Genomic DNA, 20,169 nt, shown 5'->3' with positions numbered 1-20,169 from the left:
CCCCTGACTCAAGCCGCCCTTGAGGTCCTGGCGGTGAACAGATAGCCGGCGCCATGCACGGTAATGATCAACTCCGGCGCGGCCGGGCTGTCATGCAGCTTGCGCCGCAGGCGTCCTACCAGGACATCGATGGAGCGGTCGCTGGGCAACCATTCGCGGTTGCGCAACTGCTCCATCAACTGGTCGCGGCTCAAGGTGTGACCGCCGTTGCGGATAAACACGTTGAGCAACTGGAACTCACCGTGGCTGAGCAGGGTTTCACTGCCGTCGCAGGCCTTCAGGCGGCGACGGTCGGTGTCCAGGGTCCAGTCGGCGAAATGCTTGAGGTGCTCATTGGTCGGCGCCGTTGCCGGCGGGTCGGGTTGCAGGCGACACACCCGGCGCGTCAGGTTGCGCGCACGGGACACCAGCTCGCGGGGATTGAGGGGCTTGATCAGCCAATCGTCGGCGCCACATTCCAGGCCGGCGATCCGCTCGGCCTCGTCGTCGTGCTCGCCGACCAGGAGGATGCCGACCTCCGAACGCTGCCGCCATTGGCGGGTCAGGGCCAGGCTGTCGACCCCGGGCAATTGCCTGTCGAGCAACACCAGCGCCACCGGCAAGCGACTCAGGCAGGCCTCGGCCTGCTCGACACCGTCGACACAATGGACCTCATAGCCGTCCCGGCTCAGGCACGCCTGCCATTGTTCACGGACCAGCCGGTCATTCTCGACGATCAGCACGCACGGCATCACCTTCATTACCTGGCTCCTTTTCGTGCCGCGAACGGCCGATTCTTGGAATTATGCGAAGCGGTAGGAATTTTCGAAGTACTGTAGCGCTTGCTGAACAGTTGATCAACAAGCCGCGATCAGCGCAGGAAACGCCGATAGCCGCCCATTTGCAGGCCATCGACCCAGGCCTCGCAGATCTGCACCCCCTCGGCCGGGGTGAACGTGGTCGGGTTGAGGCCGCATTCGAGCCACAGCCCGTCGAGCAGGGCACTCAGGCCGATGGCTGCCAGACCGCTGTCGAAACCGCTCCAGCCCTCCTCCTCCGCCAGCAGGGTCAGGGCATTGCCCATGATGGTGCGGTACTCGCCATAGGAGTGATCGTGGGCACGGTTGATCGCGTCGGCGGTTTTCACCGCGCCCCAGAAGGCCAGCCAGGCTTCCAGCAGCTCGGGATCGAGCATGCCTTCGGAAAACGACGCTTCGAAAAAAGCCGACAGGTGCCGGCGGGCGCCACTGCCGGCGCTGGCCACCGACTGGCGCAGCAGGCTCATGACCTGTCCGGTGATATGCAGGTAGGCGTCGGCCACCAGCTCATCCTTGCCGGTGTAGTGGTGGCTGATCAGCCCCACCGACACCCCGGCCTCGGCGCAGATCTTGCGGATCGAGGTGCCGACAAAGCCGTACTTCTTCAGGCAGCGCAGGGTTGCCGCCACCAGGTTGGCCTTGCGCAACTCGGGGTCCATACGCAGAAAACGCGTTTCCTCGGCCATGGTGCTCCTGTCCTCTTCAACGTCAATGGCTGACTGTACAGCGTGCGGTCAGCGGATGGGATACAGCGCCTCGTCGAACTGTGCCAGGCGCGGGAAGACCAGGGGGCTGTCCTGGTCGAGGTTTTCCAGGCGCCGATGGTAACCGACGAGGAATTGTTCGCGGGCCTCGGCACTGATATAGGGCACGTGCCAGGCCACGTAGGGCGGCAGCACATCGAGCCCGACATAGGCCAGGGTACCGCGCAGCAGCGGCCGCAGCATGTCTTCCAGGGGCCCGTGGATCGCGTCTTCGCCGAACATGTGCTCACGTCCGCCGAGGGTCACGGTGACCAGCGCCTGCTTGCCGGCCAGGCCGCCCTGGTCGTAGAAACGCTTGCCGCCGTAGCAGACCCCGGACACCAGCACGCGGTCGATCCAGCCCTTGAGGATCGCCGGCACCGAGAACCAGTAGATCGGGAAGTTGAGGATCAGCAGGTCGGCCCACAACAGCTTGTCCAGTTCCCCCTGGATGTCGGCGGCCAGGCTCCGGGTCTTGACCCCCAGGCGCTGTTCCAGGGCATAGACCAGGTAGTCGGGGTTGTCCCGGTCGGAGAAATCCTCGGCGCTGGCCACCGGGTTCCAGTGCATGGCGTAGAGGTCGGAAACCTGGACGTCATGGCCCTGGGCCTGCAGGGTCGTTACTGCCTGGTCGCGCAGGGCGGCGGTGAAGGATTGCGGTTCGGGGTGAGCGTGGACGATCAATACGTTCATGGGTATTCCTGACGGTCGAAAAAGAGTCACTTATCTTCAAAACACCACCACCTTGCAGGAGCCGGCTTGCTGACGATGGCGGCCGATCAGCCGCTGCAAGTCTCACGGGCCCCATCGCCAGCAAGCCCGCTCCTACAAGGGTTGTGTTGCAAACGGAGCGGCGATGGAGGCCCTCTGCCGCAGGATACGGTCCAGCCAATCCGGGTCCATTTCCGGCTCCGAGGAAAACAGCAGGCCGGTGTAGTCGCGATGTGGCGGCGTGAAAATCACGTCCCGGGCGCCGGCATCGACCACCTTCCCGCGCTGCATCACCACCACCTCATCGGCGATGGCCCGTACCGTCGCCACGTCGTGGGTGATGAACAGGTAGGACACGCCCAGTTGCCGCTGCACCCGGTCGAGCAATTTGAGAATGCCCTCGGCCACCAGTTGATCGAGGGCCGAAGTCACTTCGTCGCAGATGATCAACCGCGGCTCGGCGGCCAGGGCCCGGGCAATGCAGATGCGCTGCTTCTGCCCGCCGGACAGCTCCGACGGCAGGCGCTCCATGAACTTGCCCGGGTCCAGCTCGATCATTTCCAGCAACTCGGCGACCCGCTGACGCAGGGCCTTGCCCTTGAGACCGAGGTAGAACGCCAGCGGACGGCCGATGATGTCGACGATGCGCTGGCGCGGGTTGAGCGCCGTATCGGGAATCTGGTAGATCATCTGGATGCTGCGCAGTTGTGCCTTGCTGCGGCGCCGGTAGTCCGCCGGCAATACCTCGCCGTCGAGCAGCACCTGCCCACAGGTGGGTTGCAGCAAGCCGGTGATCAGTCGCGCGGTGGTGCTCTTGCCGCTGCCGGACTCGCCGATCACCGCCAGGGTCTGGCCCTTGTACAACTGCAGCGAGACATCGTGCAGCACCGGCTGGCTACTGTAGCTGGCACTGGCATTGCGCACTTCGAGCAAGGGTGTGCCCTGCCCCGGCCGGGCCTTGGCCTCGGTGCGGAAGCAGCGCACCGCCCACAGCGACTGGGTGTAGGCCTGCTCCGGGGCACTGAGCATCTGCCGCGTCGGCGCTTCTTCCACCCGTTTGCCATGGCGCAGCACCATGATCCGGTCGGCCATCTGCGACACCACCGCCAGGTCGTGGGTGATGTAGATCGCCGCCATGCCCAGGCGCTTGACCGCATCGCGGATCGCCGCCAGCACTTCGATCTGGGTAGTCACGTCCAGGGCCGTGGTCGGTTCGTCGAAGACGATCAGGTCCGGCTGGCAGGCCATGGCCATGGCGGTCATCGCCCGCTGCAACTGGCCACCGGAAACCTGGTGCGGATAACGCCGGCCGATGGTTTCCGGCTCGGGCAGGCGCAGCAGCCGATACAGCTCGATGGCCTGGGCCTCGGCCTCGGCGCGGCTCATGCCGGCATTGATCACCGCTGTTTCCACATGCTGGTCGATCAGCCGATGTGCCGGGTTGAACGAGGCCGCCGCGCTCTGCGCCACATAGGCGATACGCTGGCCGCGCAACTTGCGCAGGGTTTCGGCCGAACAATGGAGCAGGTCCTGGCCGTCGAACTCGATGCTGCCACCGGTGATCCGGCAGCCGTCGCGGGTATAGCCCATGGCGGCCAGGCCCAGGGTCGACTTGCCCGCGCCGGACTCACCGATCAGGCCCAGCACCTCGCCCCGCGCCAGGCTCAGGTCGATACCCTGCACCAGGCGGTGCCAGGCCTCGTCGTAGTAACCTTCGATCTGCAGGTTGCGGATCTGCAACAGCGGTCGCTTGGGTTCACTCATGTTCAGCACTCCTTGAGCCCGCTGGATCGGTAGAGCATCCAGTCGACGACAAAATTGACCCCCACCGTGAGCAGGGCCACGGCCAGCGCGGGCAACAGCGGCGTGAGGTCGCCGAAGGTGATCAGCACGGCGTTGTCACGCACCATGCTGCCCCAGTCGGCGGTCGGCGGCTGGATACCCAGGCCGAGGAACGACAGCGCACTGATGAACAGGAAGACAAAGCAGAAGCGCAGGCCGAATTCGGCAATCAGCGGCGCGGCGGCATTGGGCAGGATTTCCCGCCGTACCAGCCACCACCAGCCTTCGCCGCGCAACCGCGCGGCTTCGACAAAGTCCTGCACCACCACGTTCATCGCCACGGCCCGCGCCAGGCGAAACACCCGCGTCGAATCGAGCAGGGCGATCACCAGCACCAGCGACGTCGCCGTGGTGCCGACCACACTGAGGATCAGCAAGGCGAAGATCAGCTGAGGGATGGCCATCAGGATATCCACGCAGCGCGACAGGCCCATGTCGACCCAACCGCCCTTGAGCGCCGCGACCAGCCCGGCCAGGCCGCCCAGCAGGAACGCCAGCACGGTGGTGACAAACGCGATACCGACGGTGTTGCGCGCGCCATACAGCAGGCGGCTGAGCATGTCCCGGCCGAGATTGTCGGTACCCAGCGGGAACTGCGCGCCCCAGGCCGCGAAGCCCTCGCCCACCACCTCGGTCTCGCCATGGGGCGCCAGGTGCGGGGCAAGCAACGCCACCAGGACATACAGGACAATCACGCAGAATCCGAATTTCGCACTCCAGGGCGCGCGAACCAGCTCTTTGAACACGGCTTTCATGGATTACCCCTTCGGATGCATCAGGCGTGGGTTGCTGGCGATGGACAGCACATCGGCCAGGGTATTGAGCACGATGTAGGTCGCGGCGAAGATCAGGCTACAGGCCTGCACCACCGGGATATCGCGCTTGGCCACCGAGTCCACCAGCAACTGCCCCAGGCCGGGATAGACAAACACCACTTCGACCACCACCACGCCCACCACCAGGTACGCCAGGTTCAGGGCGATCACGTTGACGATCGGCGCCAGAGCATTGGGCAAGGCATGGCGGAAGATGATCCGGCCCTGGCTGATGCCCTTGAGCCGGGCCATTTCGATATAGGGACTGGCCAGCAGGTTGATCAGCGCGGCGCGGGTCATGCGCATCATCTGCGCGACCACCACCAGGCTCAGGGTCACCACCGGCAGCACCGAGCGCTCCAGCAGCAGGCCGAAGGAGGCGTCCGGCGGCAGGCTCGACAGGCTCGGCAACCAGCCCAGCTTCACCGAGAACAGCAGGATCAGCAGGTAGGCGACAAAGAACTCGGGGAACGACACGGCACTCAGGGCCACCGTATTGAGCAGCCGGTCGAACCAGGAGTTGCGATACAGCGCCGCGAGCATCCCCAGCAGCAAGGCCAGGGGCACCGAGAACAGCGCCGCCAGCCCGGCCAGGCAGAGGGTGTTGCCCAGGCGCGTGCCGACCAGTTCGGCGATGGGCCGCTGGTTGGCCAGCGATGCCCCCAGGTCGCCCTGGAGGATATGCCCGGCCCAGTGCAGGAAACGCCACAGCGGTGGCTGGTCAAGCCCCAGCTGGGTACGAAAGGCCGCCAGGGTTTCCGGAGTCGCCGACTGCCCGAGCATGGCCTGGGCGATGTCTCCCGGCAGCAGGCCCACCGCCAGGAAAATGATCACCGACACCGCGAACAGCGAGAACAGCCCCAGCGCCAGGCGCTGGGACAGCAACTTGAGAATGCTCTTCATGCCCTGCTCTCCCCACTCAGGCCTGCCACCAGCGCTCGATCAGCCGCAGGCCATCGAGTTCGCCATAGGGCGCGGTCAGCTCGCCATGGGCCACGCGGTTGGAGCGCGCGGCCACGGAGCTGGCGAACAGCGGAATGATCGCGCCGCAATCGTCGCGACAGATCGCCTGCATCTCGTTATACATCTCGCGCCGCAGGGGCTCGTTGAGTTCGCCGCGGGCCTGGTTGAGCAGTTCGTTGAAGCGCCCGTTGTCCCAGTGCGACTCGTTCCACGCCGCGCCCTTGGCATAACCGATGCTGAACATGCGGTCGGCGGTCAGGCTGCTGTACCAGAACGACGTGGTGAACGGCTGCTTGTTCCAGACATTGGAGAAGAAGCCGTCCGCCGGTTCGCGGACCACGTCGATATCGATGCCGGCCGCCCTCGCCTGTTCCTTGAACAGCACCGAGGCATCCACCGCACCGGAATACGCCGCGTCGCTGGCCTGCAGGCGCACCTTGAGGGAGTCCAGGCCAGCCTTGCGCAGGTAGAACTTCGCCTGCTCGGGATCGTATTTGCGTTGCGCCAACTGGGTATTGAGGAAGCGGCTGCCGGGCTGGATCGGATGGTCGTTGCCCACCGCGCCGTAGCCCTTGAGCACCGAGGCCAGCAGCGCCTCGCGGTCGATGCCGTGCTTCATCGCCAGGCGGATATCGTTGTTCTTGAACGGGTCGCTGTCGCAGAGCATCGGGAAGGTGTATTGCTGGGCGCCCTTGGTTTCCTCGATGACCATGTTCGGATTGCGCTTGAGCAGGCCGACGGTCTTCAGGTCGACCTTATTGATCACATCGACCTGGCCGGTGATCAGCGCGTTGACCCGCGCGGCGCCATCGGAAATGCCGATCAGTTCGGCACTGTCGAAGTGCGCACGACCGGCCTTCCAGTAGTCGCGGTTGCGCTCCAGGGCCATGCGCACGCCCGGCTCGAAGGATTTGATCCGATAGCCGCTGGTGCCGACTCCGGCCCGCCAGTCGGCCAGGCCATCCTTGGCGGGCATGATCACCAGGTGATAGTCGGCGACCACATAGGGGAAATCGGCGTTGCCCGAACGCAGTTCGAAGGCGACGCTGTCGTTGCCGGCCGCCTTGACCGAAACCACTTCGCCGAGCACGGTCTTGGCCGCCGAGGTGGACTTCTCGCCCAGGTGATGCTCGATGGAGGCCACCACATCCTCCACGCCGAGGGTCTTGCCATTGTGGAAGGTCACCCCGGAGCGCAGCTTGAAGGTCCAGATCCGCGCATCCGGCGAAGACTCCCAGCTCTGCGCCAGTTCGGGAATGGCCGAGCCGTCGACGGCGATTTCCACCAGGGTGTTGTAGACCGCGGAGAAGCCGACGAAGGTGAAGGTGTCGCTCCAGGAGCCCGGATCGTAGGAGTCGGAAGTACTGCCTCCGGCCAGCCCCAGGCGCAGGACACCACCCGCCCTGGGCGTGGCCTCGGCGGCCCAGGCGCTCAATGGAAAGCCCATGGACGCCGCCGCCCCGGCCAGCCCGGCCATGGCACCGAGCTTGAGGAAGTCGCGGCGTTCCAGTTGGAAGCCCTGGGAGAGTTGATGAATCTTGTTGTTATTATCGCTCATCGAGTTGCCCCTGTTACGTTGCGGGAAAAGGGTTCGTTTGCTGACGCGGTATTAGAGGATGGCTACGGTCCTTGTGGGAGCCGGCTCGCTGGCGATGACGTCTGCCAGATCAGCGCAAGACTCACCGGCCTCATCGCTGGCAAGCCAGCTCCTACAGGGTTTGGCGTAACCTACAAAATCTGTGTTCGACGCCGTACTGCAGGAGCAGGGCTCGCCCGCGAAGAGGCGCGCAAGATCGCCCAAAGTCTCAAGCCAGACGGATCAACGCATCCACCGCCACCGCTCCCTCGGCATTGACCAGCAGTGGGTTCACATCCAGCTCCAGCAACCGTTCGGCGTTCTCGCAGGCGTAATCCGCCACCGCGCGAATCGCCTTGACCAGGGCCGGCATATCCACCGCCGGCCCCCCGCGAAAACCGTTGAGCAACGGCGCGCAACGCAAGCCCAGCAACGCCTCGCGGATCGCCTGGTCAGTGGTCGGCAACAACAGGCTGCGACTGTCCTTGAGCAGTTCCACCAGAATGCCCCCGGCACCGATCACCAGCGCCAGGCCGAAACCGGTCTCGCGCTTGATGCCCACGATCAGTTCGGCCAGTGGTGGCGAGGCCATGCGTTCCAGCAGCACCTGATCGAAAACCAGCCCCGGTGCATGCCGGGCCAGGTTGCCGCGCAGGGTGTCGAGGGCGACCTGCAACGCCGCCTCGTCCTTCAGGTTGAGGGCGACGCCGCCGGCTTCGGTCTTGTGCGGCAGGTCGGCACTGACCACCTTGAGCACCAGCGGATAGCCCAGGCCGCGAGCCTCGACCAAGGCGTCCTGCGGGCGGCACAGGCGACCTTCGGGCAAGGGCAGACCGAACGGCCGCAAGGCCTGCTTGGACTGCCACTCATCCAGCAGGCGGCCTTCGCCGTCCTGTTCCTGCGGGCAGATCGGCGCCAGGGCCGACTCGCCACCGGCCAGCAGGGCATCGCGGCGGGCGCGGTAATGAGCGATCCGGCCCCAGGCCGCAAGGCCGTCCTCGACCCCTTGCAAGGCCGCCACACCGTGGGCATGCAGGCGTTCGCGGGCCACTGCCGGCAGCAGTTCGGGAAACGCCGAGGCGACAAATCCGGTCTTGCCGTGCCGCGCGAGCAACTGGCAATACAGCTCCAGCAGCAGGTCGCACTCCTTGCGCTCACCGGTAAACTCCGCCGGATAGTCGAGCACCAGCAGCGCCGCATCGGCCGGCGTGCGCAAGGCGGTTTCGAGCATCTGTTCGAGGGCTTCGCGATTGCCCCAGATCGCCGTGGTGAAATCCAGTGGATTGACCAGGTTGGCGTAGCTGGGCAGTACCTGCGCCAGTTCGGCACGCTGGCCGTCGTCGAGCCTGGGCAGGCTCAGGCCATTGCGTTCGGCATAGTCGGCGATCAGGCCGGCGTCGCCCCCCGAACAGGCCAGCCCGGTCAGGCTCGGTCCCGCCGGCAGGTTGCCGCAGGCCGCCGCCTTCAAGGTTTCCATGAAACTCACCGGACCACTGACACGAATCACCCCGAGGCGTTCGAACAGGCTGTCATACAGCGCATCGGAGCCGGCCAGGGAACTGGTGTGACTCAATGCCAGCTCGGCACCGATCTGCGACACGCCGGTTTTCAGGGCGATCACCGGAATACCTTTTTCCAGGGCCTTGTGGGCGGCGCGGGCAAAGCCGGGGACATTCTTCAGGCCTTCCAGGTGCAGGCCGATGGCCGTGACCCGTGGCTCGTCGAGCAGCACGTCCATCAGTTCCGCGACACCCAGTTGTGCCTGATTGCCCACCGAGGCCATATAGGCCAGCGGCAGGGATCGGTCGCTCATGGACAGGTTGTAGGCGAAGTTGCCGCTCTGGGTCAGCACCGCCACGCCCTTCTCCACCGTCTTGCCGCCATGGGCCACCGGCCACAGGGCGACATTGTGCAGGTAGTCGAGCAGGCCGTAGCAGTTGGGTCCGAGCAGCGCCATCTCACCGGCCGCCTGCAGCAGTTGCGCCTGCAGGGCCTGGCCCTCGACGCCGGTTTCGGCGAAACCGGAGGCATAGCAGATCGCCCCGCCGGTGCCCCTGGCCGCCAGTTCGGCGACGCAGGTCAGCGTCAGCTCGCGGTTGGTGGCGATGAACACCGCATCGGGTGCGCACGGCAGGTCCGCCACCGAAGCCACGCAGGGAATCCCGTCGAGGCTGGCATGTTGCGGGTTGACCAGCCACATCTGGCCCTGGAAACCGCCGTCGGCGCAGCGCTTGAGCGCCCGCGCCATGCTGCGCCCGCCGACAAACGCCAGGTGACGCGGCGCAAGCAGGCGCTTGAGGTTGTCTCTGATCGACATAATCCGCACTCCTGGTCCGATCAGCGCAGCAGCGGCCGCAGCAGCTCGCGGGAAATGATATGGCGCTGGATTTCCGAAGTGCCTTCCCAGATCCGCTCGATCCGCGCATTGCGCCAGATCCGCTCCACCGGTCCTTCGTCCATCAGGCCCATGCCACCGAAAATCTGCACCGCTTCGTCGGCGGCGCGTCCCAGCACTTCGCTGGCAAACAGCTTGGCCATGCCGGCCTCGCCGTCGGTCATGGTGCCCTGGTCCATTTTCCAGGCGGTGTGCAGGGTCATCAGTTCGGCGGCGCGGATTTCCGTGGCCATGTCCGCCAGCTTGAAGGAGATGCCCTGGTAGGTGCCGATGGGCTGGCCGAACTGCTTGCGGTCGGCGGCCCATTGCAGCGCCGCATCCAGTGCGCGCTGGGCCTGGCCGACACAGTTGGCGGCCACCATCACCCGCCCGGCGGTCAGCCAGGCATTGGCGACTTCCCAGCCCTTGCCGATTTCACCGAGCACCTTGGCAGCCGGGACCCGGCAATCGTCGAAGAAGATCTCACTGGTGTGATACCCCCGGTTGCTCACGCATTTCGGACCACGGCGGATGGTCATGCCGGGGGTGTCGCGATCCACCAGGAACGAGGTCACGGCATTGCGCTTGCGACCGTTGTGCTCGTAGGTATCGGTCACCGCGAAGACAATGGCGAAATCGGCATGGCCGGCGTGGCTGATGAAGTGCTTGCTGCCGTTGATCACGAAGTCATCGCCATCGCGTACCGCACGGGTCTTGATCGCATTGGCATCGGAACCGGCGCCGGGTTCGGTGAGGGCGAAACAATCGACCTTTTCACCGCGTACGCACGGCAGCAGGTAGTCCTCGATCTGCGCTCCGGTACAGGCCATCAGGATCTTCGACGGCCGTGCGACAAACACGTGCAGGGCCCAGGACACCTTGGACAGCTCGCGTTCGATCAAGGCCTGGGACAGGTAGTCCAGGCCGCCGCCGCCGACTTCTTCCGGCATGTTGAAGGCGTAGAAACCGGCGGCAATGGCCTTGGCGCGAATCTGCGCGGCCAGCTCCGGCGGCACCGAGTCGGCACGATCGACGGCCTCTTCATGGGGCAGCAGCTCTTTCTCGACGAAGCTGCGCACCGCGTCCACCAGCATGTCCTGCTCTTGGGTCAGTTGGAAATTCATGGGGTACCTGCTGTTCGGTTACTGGCCGATAAAATGGGGGACGCGTTTTTCCACGGCGGCTTGCAGGGCTTCGATGCCATCGCGGCTGCGGCCGCAGAGCAGACCGGCGGCCTGTTCGGCCTGGAGCTGCTCGGCCAGGCTGCGCTGGGCGCCATCGCGGATCAGCACCTTGGTCTGGGCAAAGGCGAAGGTCGGGCCCGCGGCCAGGCGGCTGGCCAGTTCGGTGGCGCTGGCGGCCAATTGCTCGTCGGCACAGACCTCGCTCACCAGGCCGGTGGCCAGGGCACGCTCGGCGCCCCAGAGTTCATCGAGGAACAACAGGCGCTTGGCCTGTTCCGTACCGATCAGGCGCGGCAGGTGCCAGCTGGCACCGGCGTCCGGCGAATAGGCCATGCTGGTGTAGCCGGCCTTGAAGCGCGCCGATTGCGCGGCCAGGCGGAAATCGCAGCACAGCGTCAGGTCCATCCCGGCACCCACCGCCGTGCCGTTGATGGCGGCAATGGTCGGTTTGGCGAAGCCGTGCAGGCGATTCATCAGGACATGGGCGGTTTCGGTCCAGCCGTAGGTCTCGAGGATGCCGCGGCGTTCGGCATCGGCCCATTCGGCCAGGTCCGCTCCCGCACAGAAGCTGCGACCGCTGCCGGTCAGCAGCAGCACCCGGACCGCCGGGTCGGCTTCGAAGCGATCCAGCAGGTCGATCAGTGCCTTGAGGGTGGGAATGTCCAGCGCGTTGCGTTGCTCGGGACGGTTGAGGGTAATCCGGGCAATGCCGGCCTCGACCGTGTCGAGCAGTGTCGGATGGGAGGTCATGCAGGGCCCTCGTCTTATTGTTTTTGAGCGTGAGGTGAAGCGCTGGGGTGATACTAAACAAGTGTTCAGTAAGACTGCAATCTCCCGGAAAAATCCACAGGCGTGCGGGTTAAGAGGGCAAGCTGTTGATTGGAAAAGAGATTTAAAAGATTGGAGGCTGCGCTGCGGGCAAGTTGTTACATCTTCGAACAACTCCCGGAGTCGCGCGGTGAAGCTGAGATCGCTATCGCCAGCCAGCCGGCCGTCTCCCACAGGGGCCGGGTTCGACAATACGCTTGCGGTGGAGCCCTGATCCTTGTGGGAGCCGGCTTGCCGGCGATGGCGGCCGGGCCAACGCCAAAGGGATGCGGGATAATCAACGGAGCTGATATCAACTATGCCTGTGACGGCCTTACACCGCCGCCGGGCAATCTCTAGACTCGCCCACCTCACCTGTTCCAGAGCCTTGAAACCATGCCGACCCACTCCCACGCCGCGCCCGTGATGACCCGTGCCCTGGTGATGCTGTTCGCCTTCTGCTGCGGTGCCATCGTCGCCAACATCTACTACGCCCAGCCGATCATCGACCTGATCGCCCCGGACCTCGGCATCTCCGCCCACAGCGCCAGCCTGATCGTCTCCCTGACCCAGATCGGCTATGCCCTGGGCCTGTTTTTCCTGGTGCCCCTGGGTGACCTGCTGGAGAACCGCAAATTGATGCTCTGCACCGTGCTGATCTCGGTGATCAGCCTGGTGGCGGCCGGACTGTCCCGACAGCCCGGCGTGTTCCTGGTGGTGTCGCTGCTGATCGGTTTCAGTTCGGTGTCGGTGCAGATCCTCGTGCCCCTGGCCGCGCACCTGGCCCCCGAGGAATCCCGCGGACGGGTGGTCGGCGCTATCATGGGCGGCCTGTTGCTGGGTATCCTGCTGGCCCGACCGCTGTCCAGCGTGATCGCCGACCACTTCGGCTGGCGCACGGTGTTTATCGCCGCCGCCGTGCTCATGCTGCTCATCATGCTGGTGATCCTGGTCACCATGCCCAAGCGCCAGCCCAGCCACAGCGCGACCTACGGCCAGTTGCTGGCGTCGTTGGGGCACCTGTTCCGCCGGCAGCCGGTGCTGCGCCAGCGGGCGTTGTACCAGGGGCTGATGTTTGCCACGTTCAGCCTGTTCTGGACCGCCGTGCCGCTGGAGCTGTCGCGGGTCCATGGCCTGTCGCAATCGGAAATCGCACTGTTTGCCCTGGTGGGCGCGATGGGCGCGATCGCCGCACCGATCGCCGGACGCCTGGCGGATGCCGGACACACCCACCGGGCTTCCTGGCTGGCGATGCTGCTGGCGACCCTGAGCTTTGTCCCGGCGTTGATCCACCCGGCCTACAGCGTGATCGGCCTGGCGCTGACCGGCGTGCTGCTGGACTTCGCGGTACAGATGAACATGGTACTCGGCCAACGCTCCGTCTATGCCCTCGACGCCGCCAGTCGCGGTCGGCTCAACGCCCTGTACATGACCAGTATCTTTATCGGCGGCGCCATCGGTTCGGCCCTGGCCAGCACGCTGTACGAGCAAGGCGGCTGGCTGGCGATCATGGCGGTGGGCAGTGCCCTGCCGCTGCTGGCACTGCTGAGCTTCCTGATGGTTGCGCAACGACGCAAGCGGCAGCTGGCGGTGGCCTGAAACATCCCTGGTGATCTCGAGGGCCCCTCCGTCGGAATGCCCCTCCCACACTGACCAGGATGAAAAGCCCCTTGGGGCTTGCCCGCGAAGAGGCCACCACAGAACCCCATCCGCCTTGTATGATCTGCGCTTTGCCCACCACAAGGCGTGGATCATGACTGCAACGAAAGACCGGGTTCGCATCGTCGACAGCACCGTCCTCTCGGATGACTGGTACCTGCTGAAGAAAACCACCTTCGACTTCCTGCGCAGCGACGGCACCTGGCAGCGCCAGAGCCGCGAAACCTACGACCGCGGCAATGGCGCGACCATCCTGCTGTTCAACCGGGAAAAACAGACCGTGGTGCTGACCCGGCAATTCCGTTTCCCGGTATTCGTCAACGGCCACGACGGCATGCTGGTGGAAGCCGCCGCCGGCCTGCTGGAAAACGCCTCGCCCGAAGACCGCATCCGCGCCGAAGCCGAGGAGGAAACCGGCTACCGCGTGCAGAACGTGCAGAAGATCTTCGAGGCCTTCATGAGTCCCGGCTCGGTCACCGAGAAACTGCATTTCTTCCTCGGCGAGTACGATGGCGACAGCAAGGTCGGCCACGGTGGCGGCCTGGAGTCCGAGGGCGAGGACCTGGAGGTCCTGGAGCTGTCCCTGGACGACGCGCTGCAAGCCGTCCGCGGCGGCGAGATCGTCGACGCCAAGACCATCATGCTGTTGCAGTACGTGGCCTTGAACAAGACCCTCGAATCGCCACGCTGAACGCCACGCGCCGCAAGGACAACGCCCATGAGCAGGACCCGATACCCATGGCTCGGCATGCTGTGCGTGATGGCCGGCATGGGCCTGCGCGCCGTGCAGGCCGAACCGCTGCCGGTCGCGGTGGACGCCGGCATTCCGGCGTTTTACCAGTGGACCGACAAGCTGCCCGGCAAGCCCGGCCAGTTACTGCGCACGGAGACACTGACGCCGCAACAGGGCCTGGCCGCAGCCGGCCAGAATATCCGCATTCTCTATACCTCGACCGACGGCGTCGGCAAGCCGCTGCCGAACGTTGTCTCCGGTGCGCTGTTCATCCCCAGGGGCACGCCACCCAAGGGTGGCTGGCCACTGATGGCCTGGGCCCATGGCACCGTCGGCAGCGCTGACGTCTGCGCACCCTCGCTGACCCGGCGCAGCGAGCGCGACAGACGCTATCTCGATCACTGGCTGGCGCAGGGTTATGCGATCGTCGCCACCGACTACCAGGGCCTCGGAACTCCCGGCCCGCATCCCTACGGACTGACCCGCCCGCTGGCCTACAACACCCTCGACAGTATCCGTGCCGTGGCCCACGGCGACTTCCAACTGTCGACCCGGGTCGTTGTGTTCGGCCAGTCCCAGGGCGGTCGCGCGGCATTCGCCACGGCGGTCTACGCCAGTACCTATGCCCCGGACCTCGATATCGTCGGTGTCGTGGCAACCGGCACACCCTACGCCGCCGTGCACCAGCGTGCCGCCGACCGTGAGCGGAGCAACGCCCACGGCTCGGTGGTACCGACCTTCGCCTATAACCTGTTGCGACTCGACACGGCGAGACTGCTCGACCCGTCGTTTGTGCCGAGCGACTACCTGAGCGAACAGGCGATCCCGACCTACGAACTGAGCCAGCGCGGATGCCTGCACGAGATCGAGCAGCAAGTCATGGCGAACCAGCTCACCTTCGACAACAGCTTCAAGCGTTCGCCAAGGGCGGCTTTCGCGGCGGTGACCCGGGCAGCGGCCTATCCGACGCTGAAGTCGGACATCCCGGTCTTTATCGGCACCGGTGGCCAGGACCGCGATGTCTTCGTACCGGATCAGAAGGCGCTGGTCAGGGACGCCTGCGCCGCCGGTGACCGCATCGAATGGCACCTGTATCCGCAGCTCGACCATTCGGCGACCGTCAACGGCTCGCTGCCCGACTCGACCCGGTTCGTGGCCAAAGCCTTTGCCGGCGAATGGATCGCCGGCAATTGCCCCTCTCCGGTATCGCGGCCTTGAACCGATCAGGCAACCGGTGAATACGGCAGGGCCCGCTTGTGCGCCGTGCGGGCGTAGGCCGCCTCGATGATCGCGCTGGCCTGCGCCGACACCGGTTGTCCCAACAGGTAGGCGTCGATCTCGGCATAGGTACAGCCATAGGCGACTTCGTCCGGCTTGCCGGGCACCAGTTCCTCCAGATCGGCGGTCGGCGCCTTGTACACCAGTTGCTCCGGTGCCCCCAGGGCCGAAGCCAGGCGCCGTACCTGGCCCTTGGTCAGGCCGGACAAGGGTGCCAGGTCGCAGGCACCGTCGCCGAACTTGGTGAAGAAGCCCATCAGAGCCTCGGCGGCGTGATCGGTGCCCACCACCAGCCCGTTGACGAAGTTGGCGAGCGCATACTGGGTCATCATCCGTGCCCTGGCCTTGACGTTGCCCTTGACGAAATCCACCTGCGCCGGCGTTGCTTGCAGGCCCTCGACGTCAAGGCTGCCCATCAGGCCTTCCACACAGGCCGAGATATTCGCGGTACTGGTCTGGTCGGGCCGGATAAACGCCAGGGACGCCTGGGCATCGCCCTCATCCGCCTGGGTCCGGTACGGCAGGCGCATCGCGATAAAACGCGCCTTGCCGCCCTCCTCGCGCAACTGCTCGACCGCCAGCTGGCACAGCCGCCCAGCCGTCAGCGAGTCGACGCCACCGCTGATCCCCAGCACCAGTGCCTGGCAACCGGACTGCTTCAACGTGGCCTTGATAAAATCGATACGACGGCTCAGTTCGACGGCTTCGTCGCCTGGCGCCAACTGCCGGTTCACCCCCAGCGCCATGGCAATACGATCCTGATTCGTGGTCCCCATCTCACACCTCCAGTTGCTGGTTGATTTCAGTCACGTTGAATACCTGCGCCGCGTAACGCAGGAACGACGGGTCTTCACAGACGTTCTTCACCGGGTCATCGGAAAACTTCACCACCGGTTCGCCGTGGACCCGCACCAGTTTCATCACGATGCTCAAGGGTTCGACCCCATCGACATCGCAGGCCAGGCTGGTGCCCATGCCAAAACCGAAGCGGGCCTTGCCGCGGATATGGCGCAGGATCGGCAGGCATTTCTCGAAGTTCAGGCCATCGGAAAACATCAGGTCCTTGGTCATCGGATCGATCCCCAACTGCGCATAACGCGCTAATACCTTGTCGGCCCAGACAATCGGATCGCCCGAGTCCTGGCGCAGGCCGTCATAGAGCTTGGCGAAATACAGGTCGAAATCCTTGAGGAAGAAATCGGTGCTGATGCAGTCGGTCAAGGCGATGCCGAGACGCCCGCGGTATTCGCGTACCCAGTTCTCCAGCGCCGCATTCTGGCTTTCCCGCAGGCGCCCCAGTTGCTGGTGCACCATCAGCCATTGGTGGGCCATGGTGCCAATCAGCGGAAGGTCGAATTCATAGGCCAGGTGCGCATTGCTGGTGCCGACGAACACACCGGGGAAATCGCGCCGCATGATATCCACCACCTCACGCTGGGCACGGAAGGACAGCCGGCGACGGGTCGAGAAGTCCGAGACCCGCAGGTCGGCCAGTTCCTCGCGGCTGAGGTTTTTCTCCAGCCACTCGAACTTCTGGTAGAGCTTGCGGCTGACATCTTCCAACGCCACGTCCGGGTATCTGTCGCGATTGCGCAATTCGCTGACCAGGGCCAGCACCGGCTGTTCGAACATGATGCAGTGCAACATCGGGCCACGGACACGGATGCTCAACTGACCATCGACTTCACTGACGTGGATATAGCGCAGGTTGAAGCGGAACAGGCCGAGGAACTGCTCGAAGTCTGCCGTCAGGTACTCGCGAAAGCGCCGGTTGAACAGGAAACGCAGCTCGCCTTCGCGCATCTGCAGGCCGGCGAGTTTCTCCAGTTCGTTGCGCAGCTCGGGAATCAGGTGGCCGAGTTTTTCCCGGGAACGCACGATGAACTGATACTCCACCTCGACGTTGGGGTGCTGGTGTAGCACTCCCTGCATCATGGTGAAGGTGTAGTAGTCGGTGTCCAGCAGTCCCTGGATGATGCCGCCTTCGCGGTTGAATGCACTTTCCATGACTTACTCCTTGTGGCCGGCCGCACGGGCCAGTTGTTCGCGACTGTTGACGACCTCGATACGCGCCTGCTGCAGGTCGTGGACCGCCTGCTGTGCACCGTCGGCACTGAGGGCACGACAGGCCGGCAGGTAGACGATGACCTTGAACCCCGCCCCCGCCAGTTGCAGCGCGGTGGTCTTGACGCAGAAGTCCAGCGCCAGCCCGCCGACGATCACCTGGCGGACCTGCCGGGCATCGAGGTATTCGATCACCCCCGTGGACAGCTTGTGCTGCAGGTCATGAAAGCACGCGCCATAGGGGTGCAGCGCAGGCTCCACACCCTTCCAGACGAAATAGTCGTAGTCCTGAGGCTCGGGCAGCTCATCGAGCAGCGTGAAACCCGGGGTGCCGGGAACGCAGTGGCTGACCCAGGTCAGGTCGGCGTGCGCAAGGCCGGTGGGCTTGAGCATCTGTGCGTGGGAGTCGACCACCCAGGGCGCCTGGGGACTGTGGGCGTCCTTGCTGCCGACACGGACGTCGGCCAGCGAGGCCATGAAGTTCAGCTCCGCACCGATCAGGTGGCCGCCAACCACCGGCAGTTCATCCGGGCAGAGCGGCGTGAAGCCCTTCTGGGCATCGACATCGAAGGCGGCGGTCTTGATCACTTGAGCGTTCATGGCGGGTTCTCCCTTTTCGATGAAACAAAGGTACATGTCATGTACTTTCAAATCAAGCGACGTAGCGAAAATTCTTTTCGATCTCTACCAGTAAGCAATCAATTCGAAAGCACGCCCCTTGCAACGAGAGTATATGACGAGTACTTTAAAAACAAAGGAGACCCATCATGTACGAACTCGCAATCTACGGCGGCGCCTTCAATCCTCCCCACGCCGGTCATGCCCAGGTGATGATCGAAGCATCCCGCCATGCCCGTTCGGTATGGGTGGTGCCCTCCTTCAGGCATCCCCACGGCAAGCGCATGGCCGACTACGAACGGCGCCTGGGCTGGCTGCGGGGGATCGTCGACCAGGTCCGTCCGCACTGCTCGTCGGCGATTGCGGTGTGCCGGATCGAGGAACAACTGGCTCGACACACCGAGGCGCCGGTCTACAGCTACGAACTGCTCTGCGCCCTGGCGCAAATGACCGGGCTGCCGACGCGCCGGATCGTCCTGGTGGTCGGCCACGACGTCGCCGCGCAACTGCCGGACTTCCATCTGGGCGCGCAATTGCTCGACCGTTTTTCGGTGCTCTGCGTGGAGGAACAGGCCGGAGTGCGCAGCACCTTGCTGCGTGAACGCCTGGCCCTGGGTGAAACAGTGCCCGCCCACTGGATGGCACCGGGGATGGATCCGGTAGACTACGGGCTCTATGCCGCACACAGGACTTGATATGCCGGACCGTACACCCAGCGCGCCGAAGAAAAGCGATTACCTGCACACCGTCGACCTGTGTGTGCTCTTCTACTGTCGCGATTCCCAGAGCCTGCAGATCCTCCTGCACAAACGCGAGGCCGAGCCCTTCCAGGGTCACTGGGCCCTGCCCGGCCTGGTGGTCAACGGCGCGGTGCCCGACCTGACCCTGGATGACGCGGTGGAACGCCTGCGGGCCAGCGACAAGGTCAACCTGCCGCTGGCCTGGATCGAACAGGTCGGTACCGTCGGCGATGCCTTTCGCGATCCACGCTGCTGGTCATCCTCGACCTTCTACCTGGCCATCGTCGCGCAACCGCCGGGCCTCAACGAACATCAGGCCTGGTTCGCCCTCGACAGCGTCGCCAACGGCTCGGTGCGCCTGCCCTTCGATCACAATGCGCTGGTGGCGGCGACACAGGAACGACTGCTGTCCAAGTCGCTGTACAGCAGCCTGCCGCTGATGTTTCTCGGTCCCGAGTTCAGTGCCCCGGAGGCTACCGCGATCTTTTCCCGGGTGCTTGCGCGGCCGGTGCTCAAGACCAGTACCCGGCAACGCCTGCTGAAGATGAGCGAAGCCGGTCATCTGCGCGAAACCGGGCGCAAGAAACAGGGAGACGGCGGTCGTCCGCAAGCCACCCTGGAAAACCTGAAACCCGACGCGCTCTATCTGTTCGACCGCTGTTTTCTGGAGTAACGCCCCGCATGAAGCCCGATACCGAATCCGAATGCCTGCTGCACACCCCTTACTTCGATGTGGTCAGGCAGCGTGGTTATTTCATCGTCAAGGAACCCCAGGCCGTCAACGGCGTGGTCGCGATACCCGTCCTGCCGGACGGACGCCTGATGCTGGCGGTCCTGCAACGCCGGGCCATCGGCGCGCAATCCATCGAGTTCCCCCGGGGTGCCATCGACCACGGCGAGACCGCCAGCGATGCCGCTGCCCGCGAGTTGCTGGAGGAGACCGGCCGGCCCGCACTGAAAGTCACGGACCTGGGCCTGCTGCACAGCAACACCTCGCTGATCGCCAGCGCGGTCGCCGTGTGCCGGGTGGACATTGACGGCGAAGCCGTGGAAAGCACCGATGGCGAGGTCGACAAAGTGCTGTTCGCCACCCTGGCGGAACTCAAGGCGATGATCGCCGCCGGCCGGATCACCGATGGCCATACCCTGTCGGCGACCATGATGCTGATCGCCCACGGGGAGACTTCCCCCCTGTAGGCCCTCGCGCCCGGCCCATTCCCTTCCCGCCCGGCATGCCTGCCATGCCGGTGCCCCCATCATTGCCG

Annotated in this window: 19 protein-coding genes; 6 read left to right on the top strand and 13 right to left on the bottom strand. The window is 64.8% G+C overall.

Going from position 1 to position 20,169, the window contains the following annotated elements; translation table 11 throughout:
• Positions 1–8: 8 nt before the first annotated feature.
• The 10 genes from ACL9RJ_RS07185 to ACL9RJ_RS07140 form a co-directional block, all read right to left on the bottom strand.
• Positions 9–734: a response regulator transcription factor gene (locus ACL9RJ_RS07185; protein ID WP_042935040.1), complete on the bottom strand. Its 726-nt coding sequence runs from the start codon at positions 732–734 to the stop codon at positions 9–11.
• Positions 735–850: 116 nt separating this feature from the next.
• Positions 851–1,483 carry a TetR family transcriptional regulator C-terminal domain-containing protein gene (locus tag ACL9RJ_RS07180; protein WP_017125286.1) on the bottom strand — a complete coding sequence of 211 codons (633 nt, stop codon included), beginning with the start codon at positions 1,481–1,483 and terminating at the stop codon, positions 851–853.
• A gap of 48 nt (positions 1,484–1,531) precedes the next feature.
• The gene (locus ACL9RJ_RS07175; RefSeq protein ID WP_017125285.1) at positions 1,532–2,233 is read right to left on the bottom strand and encodes an NAD(P)H-dependent oxidoreductase; all 702 of its coding nucleotides are present in this window, start codon (positions 2,231–2,233) and stop codon (positions 1,532–1,534) included.
• A 132-nt stretch (positions 2,234–2,365) separates the two neighbouring features.
• Entirely contained in the window at positions 2,366–4,015 is a 1,650-nt protein-coding gene (locus ACL9RJ_RS07170) for an ABC transporter ATP-binding protein (protein WP_017125284.1), read from the bottom strand.
• 2 nt (positions 4,016–4,017) lie between these two features.
• Positions 4,018–4,848 (bottom strand): ABC transporter permease, encoded by an 831-nt coding sequence (locus ACL9RJ_RS07165; RefSeq protein WP_017125283.1) that lies wholly within the window; start codon positions 4,846–4,848, stop codon positions 4,018–4,020.
• A gap of 3 nt (positions 4,849–4,851) precedes the next feature.
• Complete coding sequence (locus tag ACL9RJ_RS07160; protein WP_017125282.1) at positions 4,852–5,811, bottom strand: ABC transporter permease; 960 nt, start codon at positions 5,809–5,811, stop codon at positions 4,852–4,854.
• A gap of 16 nt (positions 5,812–5,827) precedes the next feature.
• On the bottom strand, positions 5,828–7,429 hold the full coding sequence (locus ACL9RJ_RS07155; protein WP_422765068.1) for an ABC transporter substrate-binding protein: 1,602 nt from the start codon (positions 7,427–7,429) through the stop codon (positions 5,828–5,830).
• A gap of 247 nt (positions 7,430–7,676) precedes the next feature.
• Positions 7,677–9,764, bottom strand: a complete 2,088-nt coding sequence (locus tag ACL9RJ_RS07150; RefSeq protein WP_422765067.1) for an acetate--CoA ligase family protein — start codon at positions 9,762–9,764, stop codon at positions 7,677–7,679.
• Between the two features lie 20 nt (positions 9,765–9,784).
• Positions 9,785–10,945, bottom strand: coding sequence for an acyl-CoA dehydrogenase family protein (locus ACL9RJ_RS07145; RefSeq protein ID WP_017125280.1), 1,161 nt, complete (start codon positions 10,943–10,945; stop codon positions 9,785–9,787).
• Positions 10,946–10,963: 18 nt separating this feature from the next.
• A complete protein-coding gene (locus ACL9RJ_RS07140; RefSeq protein WP_177118726.1) occupies positions 10,964–11,755 on the bottom strand; it encodes an enoyl-CoA hydratase/isomerase family protein in 792 nt (263 codons plus the stop codon).
• Positions 11,756–12,208: 453 nt separating this feature from the next.
• Between ACL9RJ_RS07140 and ACL9RJ_RS07135 the strand changes: the two genes are divergently transcribed.
• From ACL9RJ_RS07135 to ACL9RJ_RS07125, 3 genes are all read left to right on the top strand, one after another.
• Positions 12,209–13,411, top strand: coding sequence for an MFS transporter (locus ACL9RJ_RS07135; protein WP_103032501.1), 1,203 nt, complete (start codon positions 12,209–12,211; stop codon positions 13,409–13,411).
• A 154-nt stretch (positions 13,412–13,565) separates the two neighbouring features.
• Positions 13,566–14,162: an NUDIX domain-containing protein gene (locus tag ACL9RJ_RS07130; RefSeq protein WP_042935037.1), complete on the top strand. Its 597-nt coding sequence runs from the start codon at positions 13,566–13,568 to the stop codon at positions 14,160–14,162.
• Between the two features lie 69 nt (positions 14,163–14,231).
• On the top strand, positions 14,232–15,422 hold the full coding sequence (locus ACL9RJ_RS07125; protein WP_245222919.1) for an alpha/beta fold hydrolase: 1,191 nt from the start codon (positions 14,232–14,234) through the stop codon (positions 15,420–15,422).
• Positions 15,423–15,427: 5 nt separating this feature from the next.
• Here ACL9RJ_RS07125 and nadE read toward each other — a convergent pair whose 3' ends face one another.
• From nadE to ACL9RJ_RS07110, 3 genes are read right to left on the bottom strand one after another with little or no spacing between them, the layout of a single operon-like run.
• A complete protein-coding gene (gene nadE, locus ACL9RJ_RS07120; RefSeq protein ID WP_103032502.1) occupies positions 15,428–16,258 on the bottom strand; it encodes an ammonia-dependent NAD(+) synthetase in 831 nt (276 codons plus the stop codon).
• 1 nt (position 16,259) lies between these two features.
• Positions 16,260–17,489, bottom strand: coding sequence for a nicotinate phosphoribosyltransferase (pncB, locus tag ACL9RJ_RS07115; protein ID WP_103032503.1), 1,230 nt, complete (start codon positions 17,487–17,489; stop codon positions 16,260–16,262).
• 3 nt (positions 17,490–17,492) lie between these two features.
• On the bottom strand, positions 17,493–18,146 hold the full coding sequence (locus tag ACL9RJ_RS07110) for an isochorismatase family protein (protein ID WP_017125273.1): 654 nt from the start codon (positions 18,144–18,146) through the stop codon (positions 17,493–17,495).
• Between the two features lie 167 nt (positions 18,147–18,313).
• Between ACL9RJ_RS07110 and ACL9RJ_RS07105 the strand changes: the two genes are divergently transcribed.
• The 3 genes from ACL9RJ_RS07105 to ACL9RJ_RS07095 are packed head-to-tail and all read left to right on the top strand — an operon-like array spanning position 18,314 to position 20,101.
• Positions 18,314–18,859, top strand: coding sequence for an adenylyltransferase/cytidyltransferase family protein (locus ACL9RJ_RS07105; RefSeq protein WP_017125272.1), 546 nt, complete (start codon positions 18,314–18,316; stop codon positions 18,857–18,859).
• Between the two features lies 1 nt (position 18,860).
• Positions 18,861–19,577 carry an NUDIX hydrolase gene (locus ACL9RJ_RS07100; protein ID WP_017125271.1) on the top strand — a complete coding sequence of 239 codons (717 nt, stop codon included), beginning with the start codon at positions 18,861–18,863 and terminating at the stop codon, positions 19,575–19,577.
• A gap of 8 nt (positions 19,578–19,585) precedes the next feature.
• Positions 19,586–20,101 (top strand): NUDIX hydrolase, encoded by a 516-nt coding sequence (locus ACL9RJ_RS07095; RefSeq protein ID WP_422765066.1) that lies wholly within the window; start codon positions 19,586–19,588, stop codon positions 20,099–20,101.
• The last annotated feature ends 68 nt before the right edge of the window (positions 20,102–20,169 follow it).

Origin of the sequence: Pseudomonas sp. Mn2068, assembly GCF_049319725.1 — a bacterium.
Taxonomy (GTDB): domain Bacteria; phylum Pseudomonadota; class Gammaproteobacteria; order Pseudomonadales; family Pseudomonadaceae; genus Aquipseudomonas; species Aquipseudomonas gingeri.
Note: the sequence above shows the minus strand (reverse complement) of the source record. Positions and strands in the feature narration are given on the sequence as shown.

What these genes read in the sequence shown, in the direction of transcription:
- ACL9RJ_RS07180 (WP_017125286.1), bottom strand. Translation starts at nt 1,483, where the DNA reads ATGGCCGAGGAAACGCGTTTTCTGCGTATGGACCCCGAGTTGCGCAAG.
- ACL9RJ_RS07175 (WP_017125285.1), bottom strand. Translation starts at nt 2,233, where the DNA reads ATGAACGTATTGATCGTCCACGCTCACCCCGAACCGCAATCCTTCACC.
- ACL9RJ_RS07170 (WP_017125284.1), bottom strand. Translation starts at nt 4,015, where the DNA reads ATGAGTGAACCCAAGCGACCGCTGTTGCAGATCCGCAACCTGCAGATC.
- ACL9RJ_RS07165 (WP_017125283.1), bottom strand. Translation starts at nt 4,848, where the DNA reads ATGAAAGCCGTGTTCAAAGAGCTGGTTCGCGCGCCCTGGAGTGCGAAA.
- ACL9RJ_RS07160 (WP_017125282.1), bottom strand. Translation starts at nt 5,811, where the DNA reads ATGAAGAGCATTCTCAAGTTGCTGTCCCAGCGCCTGGCGCTGGGGCTG.
- ACL9RJ_RS07155 (WP_422765068.1), bottom strand. Translation starts at nt 7,429, where the DNA reads ATGAGCGATAATAACAACAAGATTCATCAACTCTCCCAGGGCTTCCAA.
- ACL9RJ_RS07150 (WP_422765067.1), bottom strand. Translation starts at nt 9,764, where the DNA reads ATGTCGATCAGAGACAACCTCAAGCGCCTGCTTGCGCCGCGTCACCTG.
- ACL9RJ_RS07145 (WP_017125280.1), bottom strand. Translation starts at nt 10,945, where the DNA reads ATGAATTTCCAACTGACCCAAGAGCAGGACATGCTGGTGGACGCGGTG.
- ACL9RJ_RS07140 (WP_177118726.1), bottom strand. Translation starts at nt 11,755, where the DNA reads ATGACCTCCCATCCGACACTGCTCGACACGGTCGAGGCCGGCATTGCC.
- ACL9RJ_RS07135 (WP_103032501.1), top strand. Translation starts at nt 12,209, where the DNA reads ATGCCGACCCACTCCCACGCCGCGCCCGTGATGACCCGTGCCCTGGTG.
- ACL9RJ_RS07130 (WP_042935037.1), top strand. Translation starts at nt 13,566, where the DNA reads ATGACTGCAACGAAAGACCGGGTTCGCATCGTCGACAGCACCGTCCTC.
- ACL9RJ_RS07125 (WP_245222919.1), top strand. Translation starts at nt 14,232, where the DNA reads ATGGCCGGCATGGGCCTGCGCGCCGTGCAGGCCGAACCGCTGCCGGTC.
- nadE (WP_103032502.1), bottom strand. Translation starts at nt 16,258, where the DNA reads ATGGGGACCACGAATCAGGATCGTATTGCCATGGCGCTGGGGGTGAAC.
- pncB (WP_103032503.1), bottom strand. Translation starts at nt 17,489, where the DNA reads ATGGAAAGTGCATTCAACCGCGAAGGCGGCATCATCCAGGGACTGCTG.
- ACL9RJ_RS07110 (WP_017125273.1), bottom strand. Translation starts at nt 18,146, where the DNA reads ATGAACGCTCAAGTGATCAAGACCGCCGCCTTCGATGTCGATGCCCAG.
- ACL9RJ_RS07105 (WP_017125272.1), top strand. Translation starts at nt 18,314, where the DNA reads ATGTACGAACTCGCAATCTACGGCGGCGCCTTCAATCCTCCCCACGCC.
- ACL9RJ_RS07100 (WP_017125271.1), top strand. Translation starts at nt 18,861, where the DNA reads ATGCCGGACCGTACACCCAGCGCGCCGAAGAAAAGCGATTACCTGCAC.
- ACL9RJ_RS07095 (WP_422765066.1), top strand. Translation starts at nt 19,586, where the DNA reads ATGAAGCCCGATACCGAATCCGAATGCCTGCTGCACACCCCTTACTTC.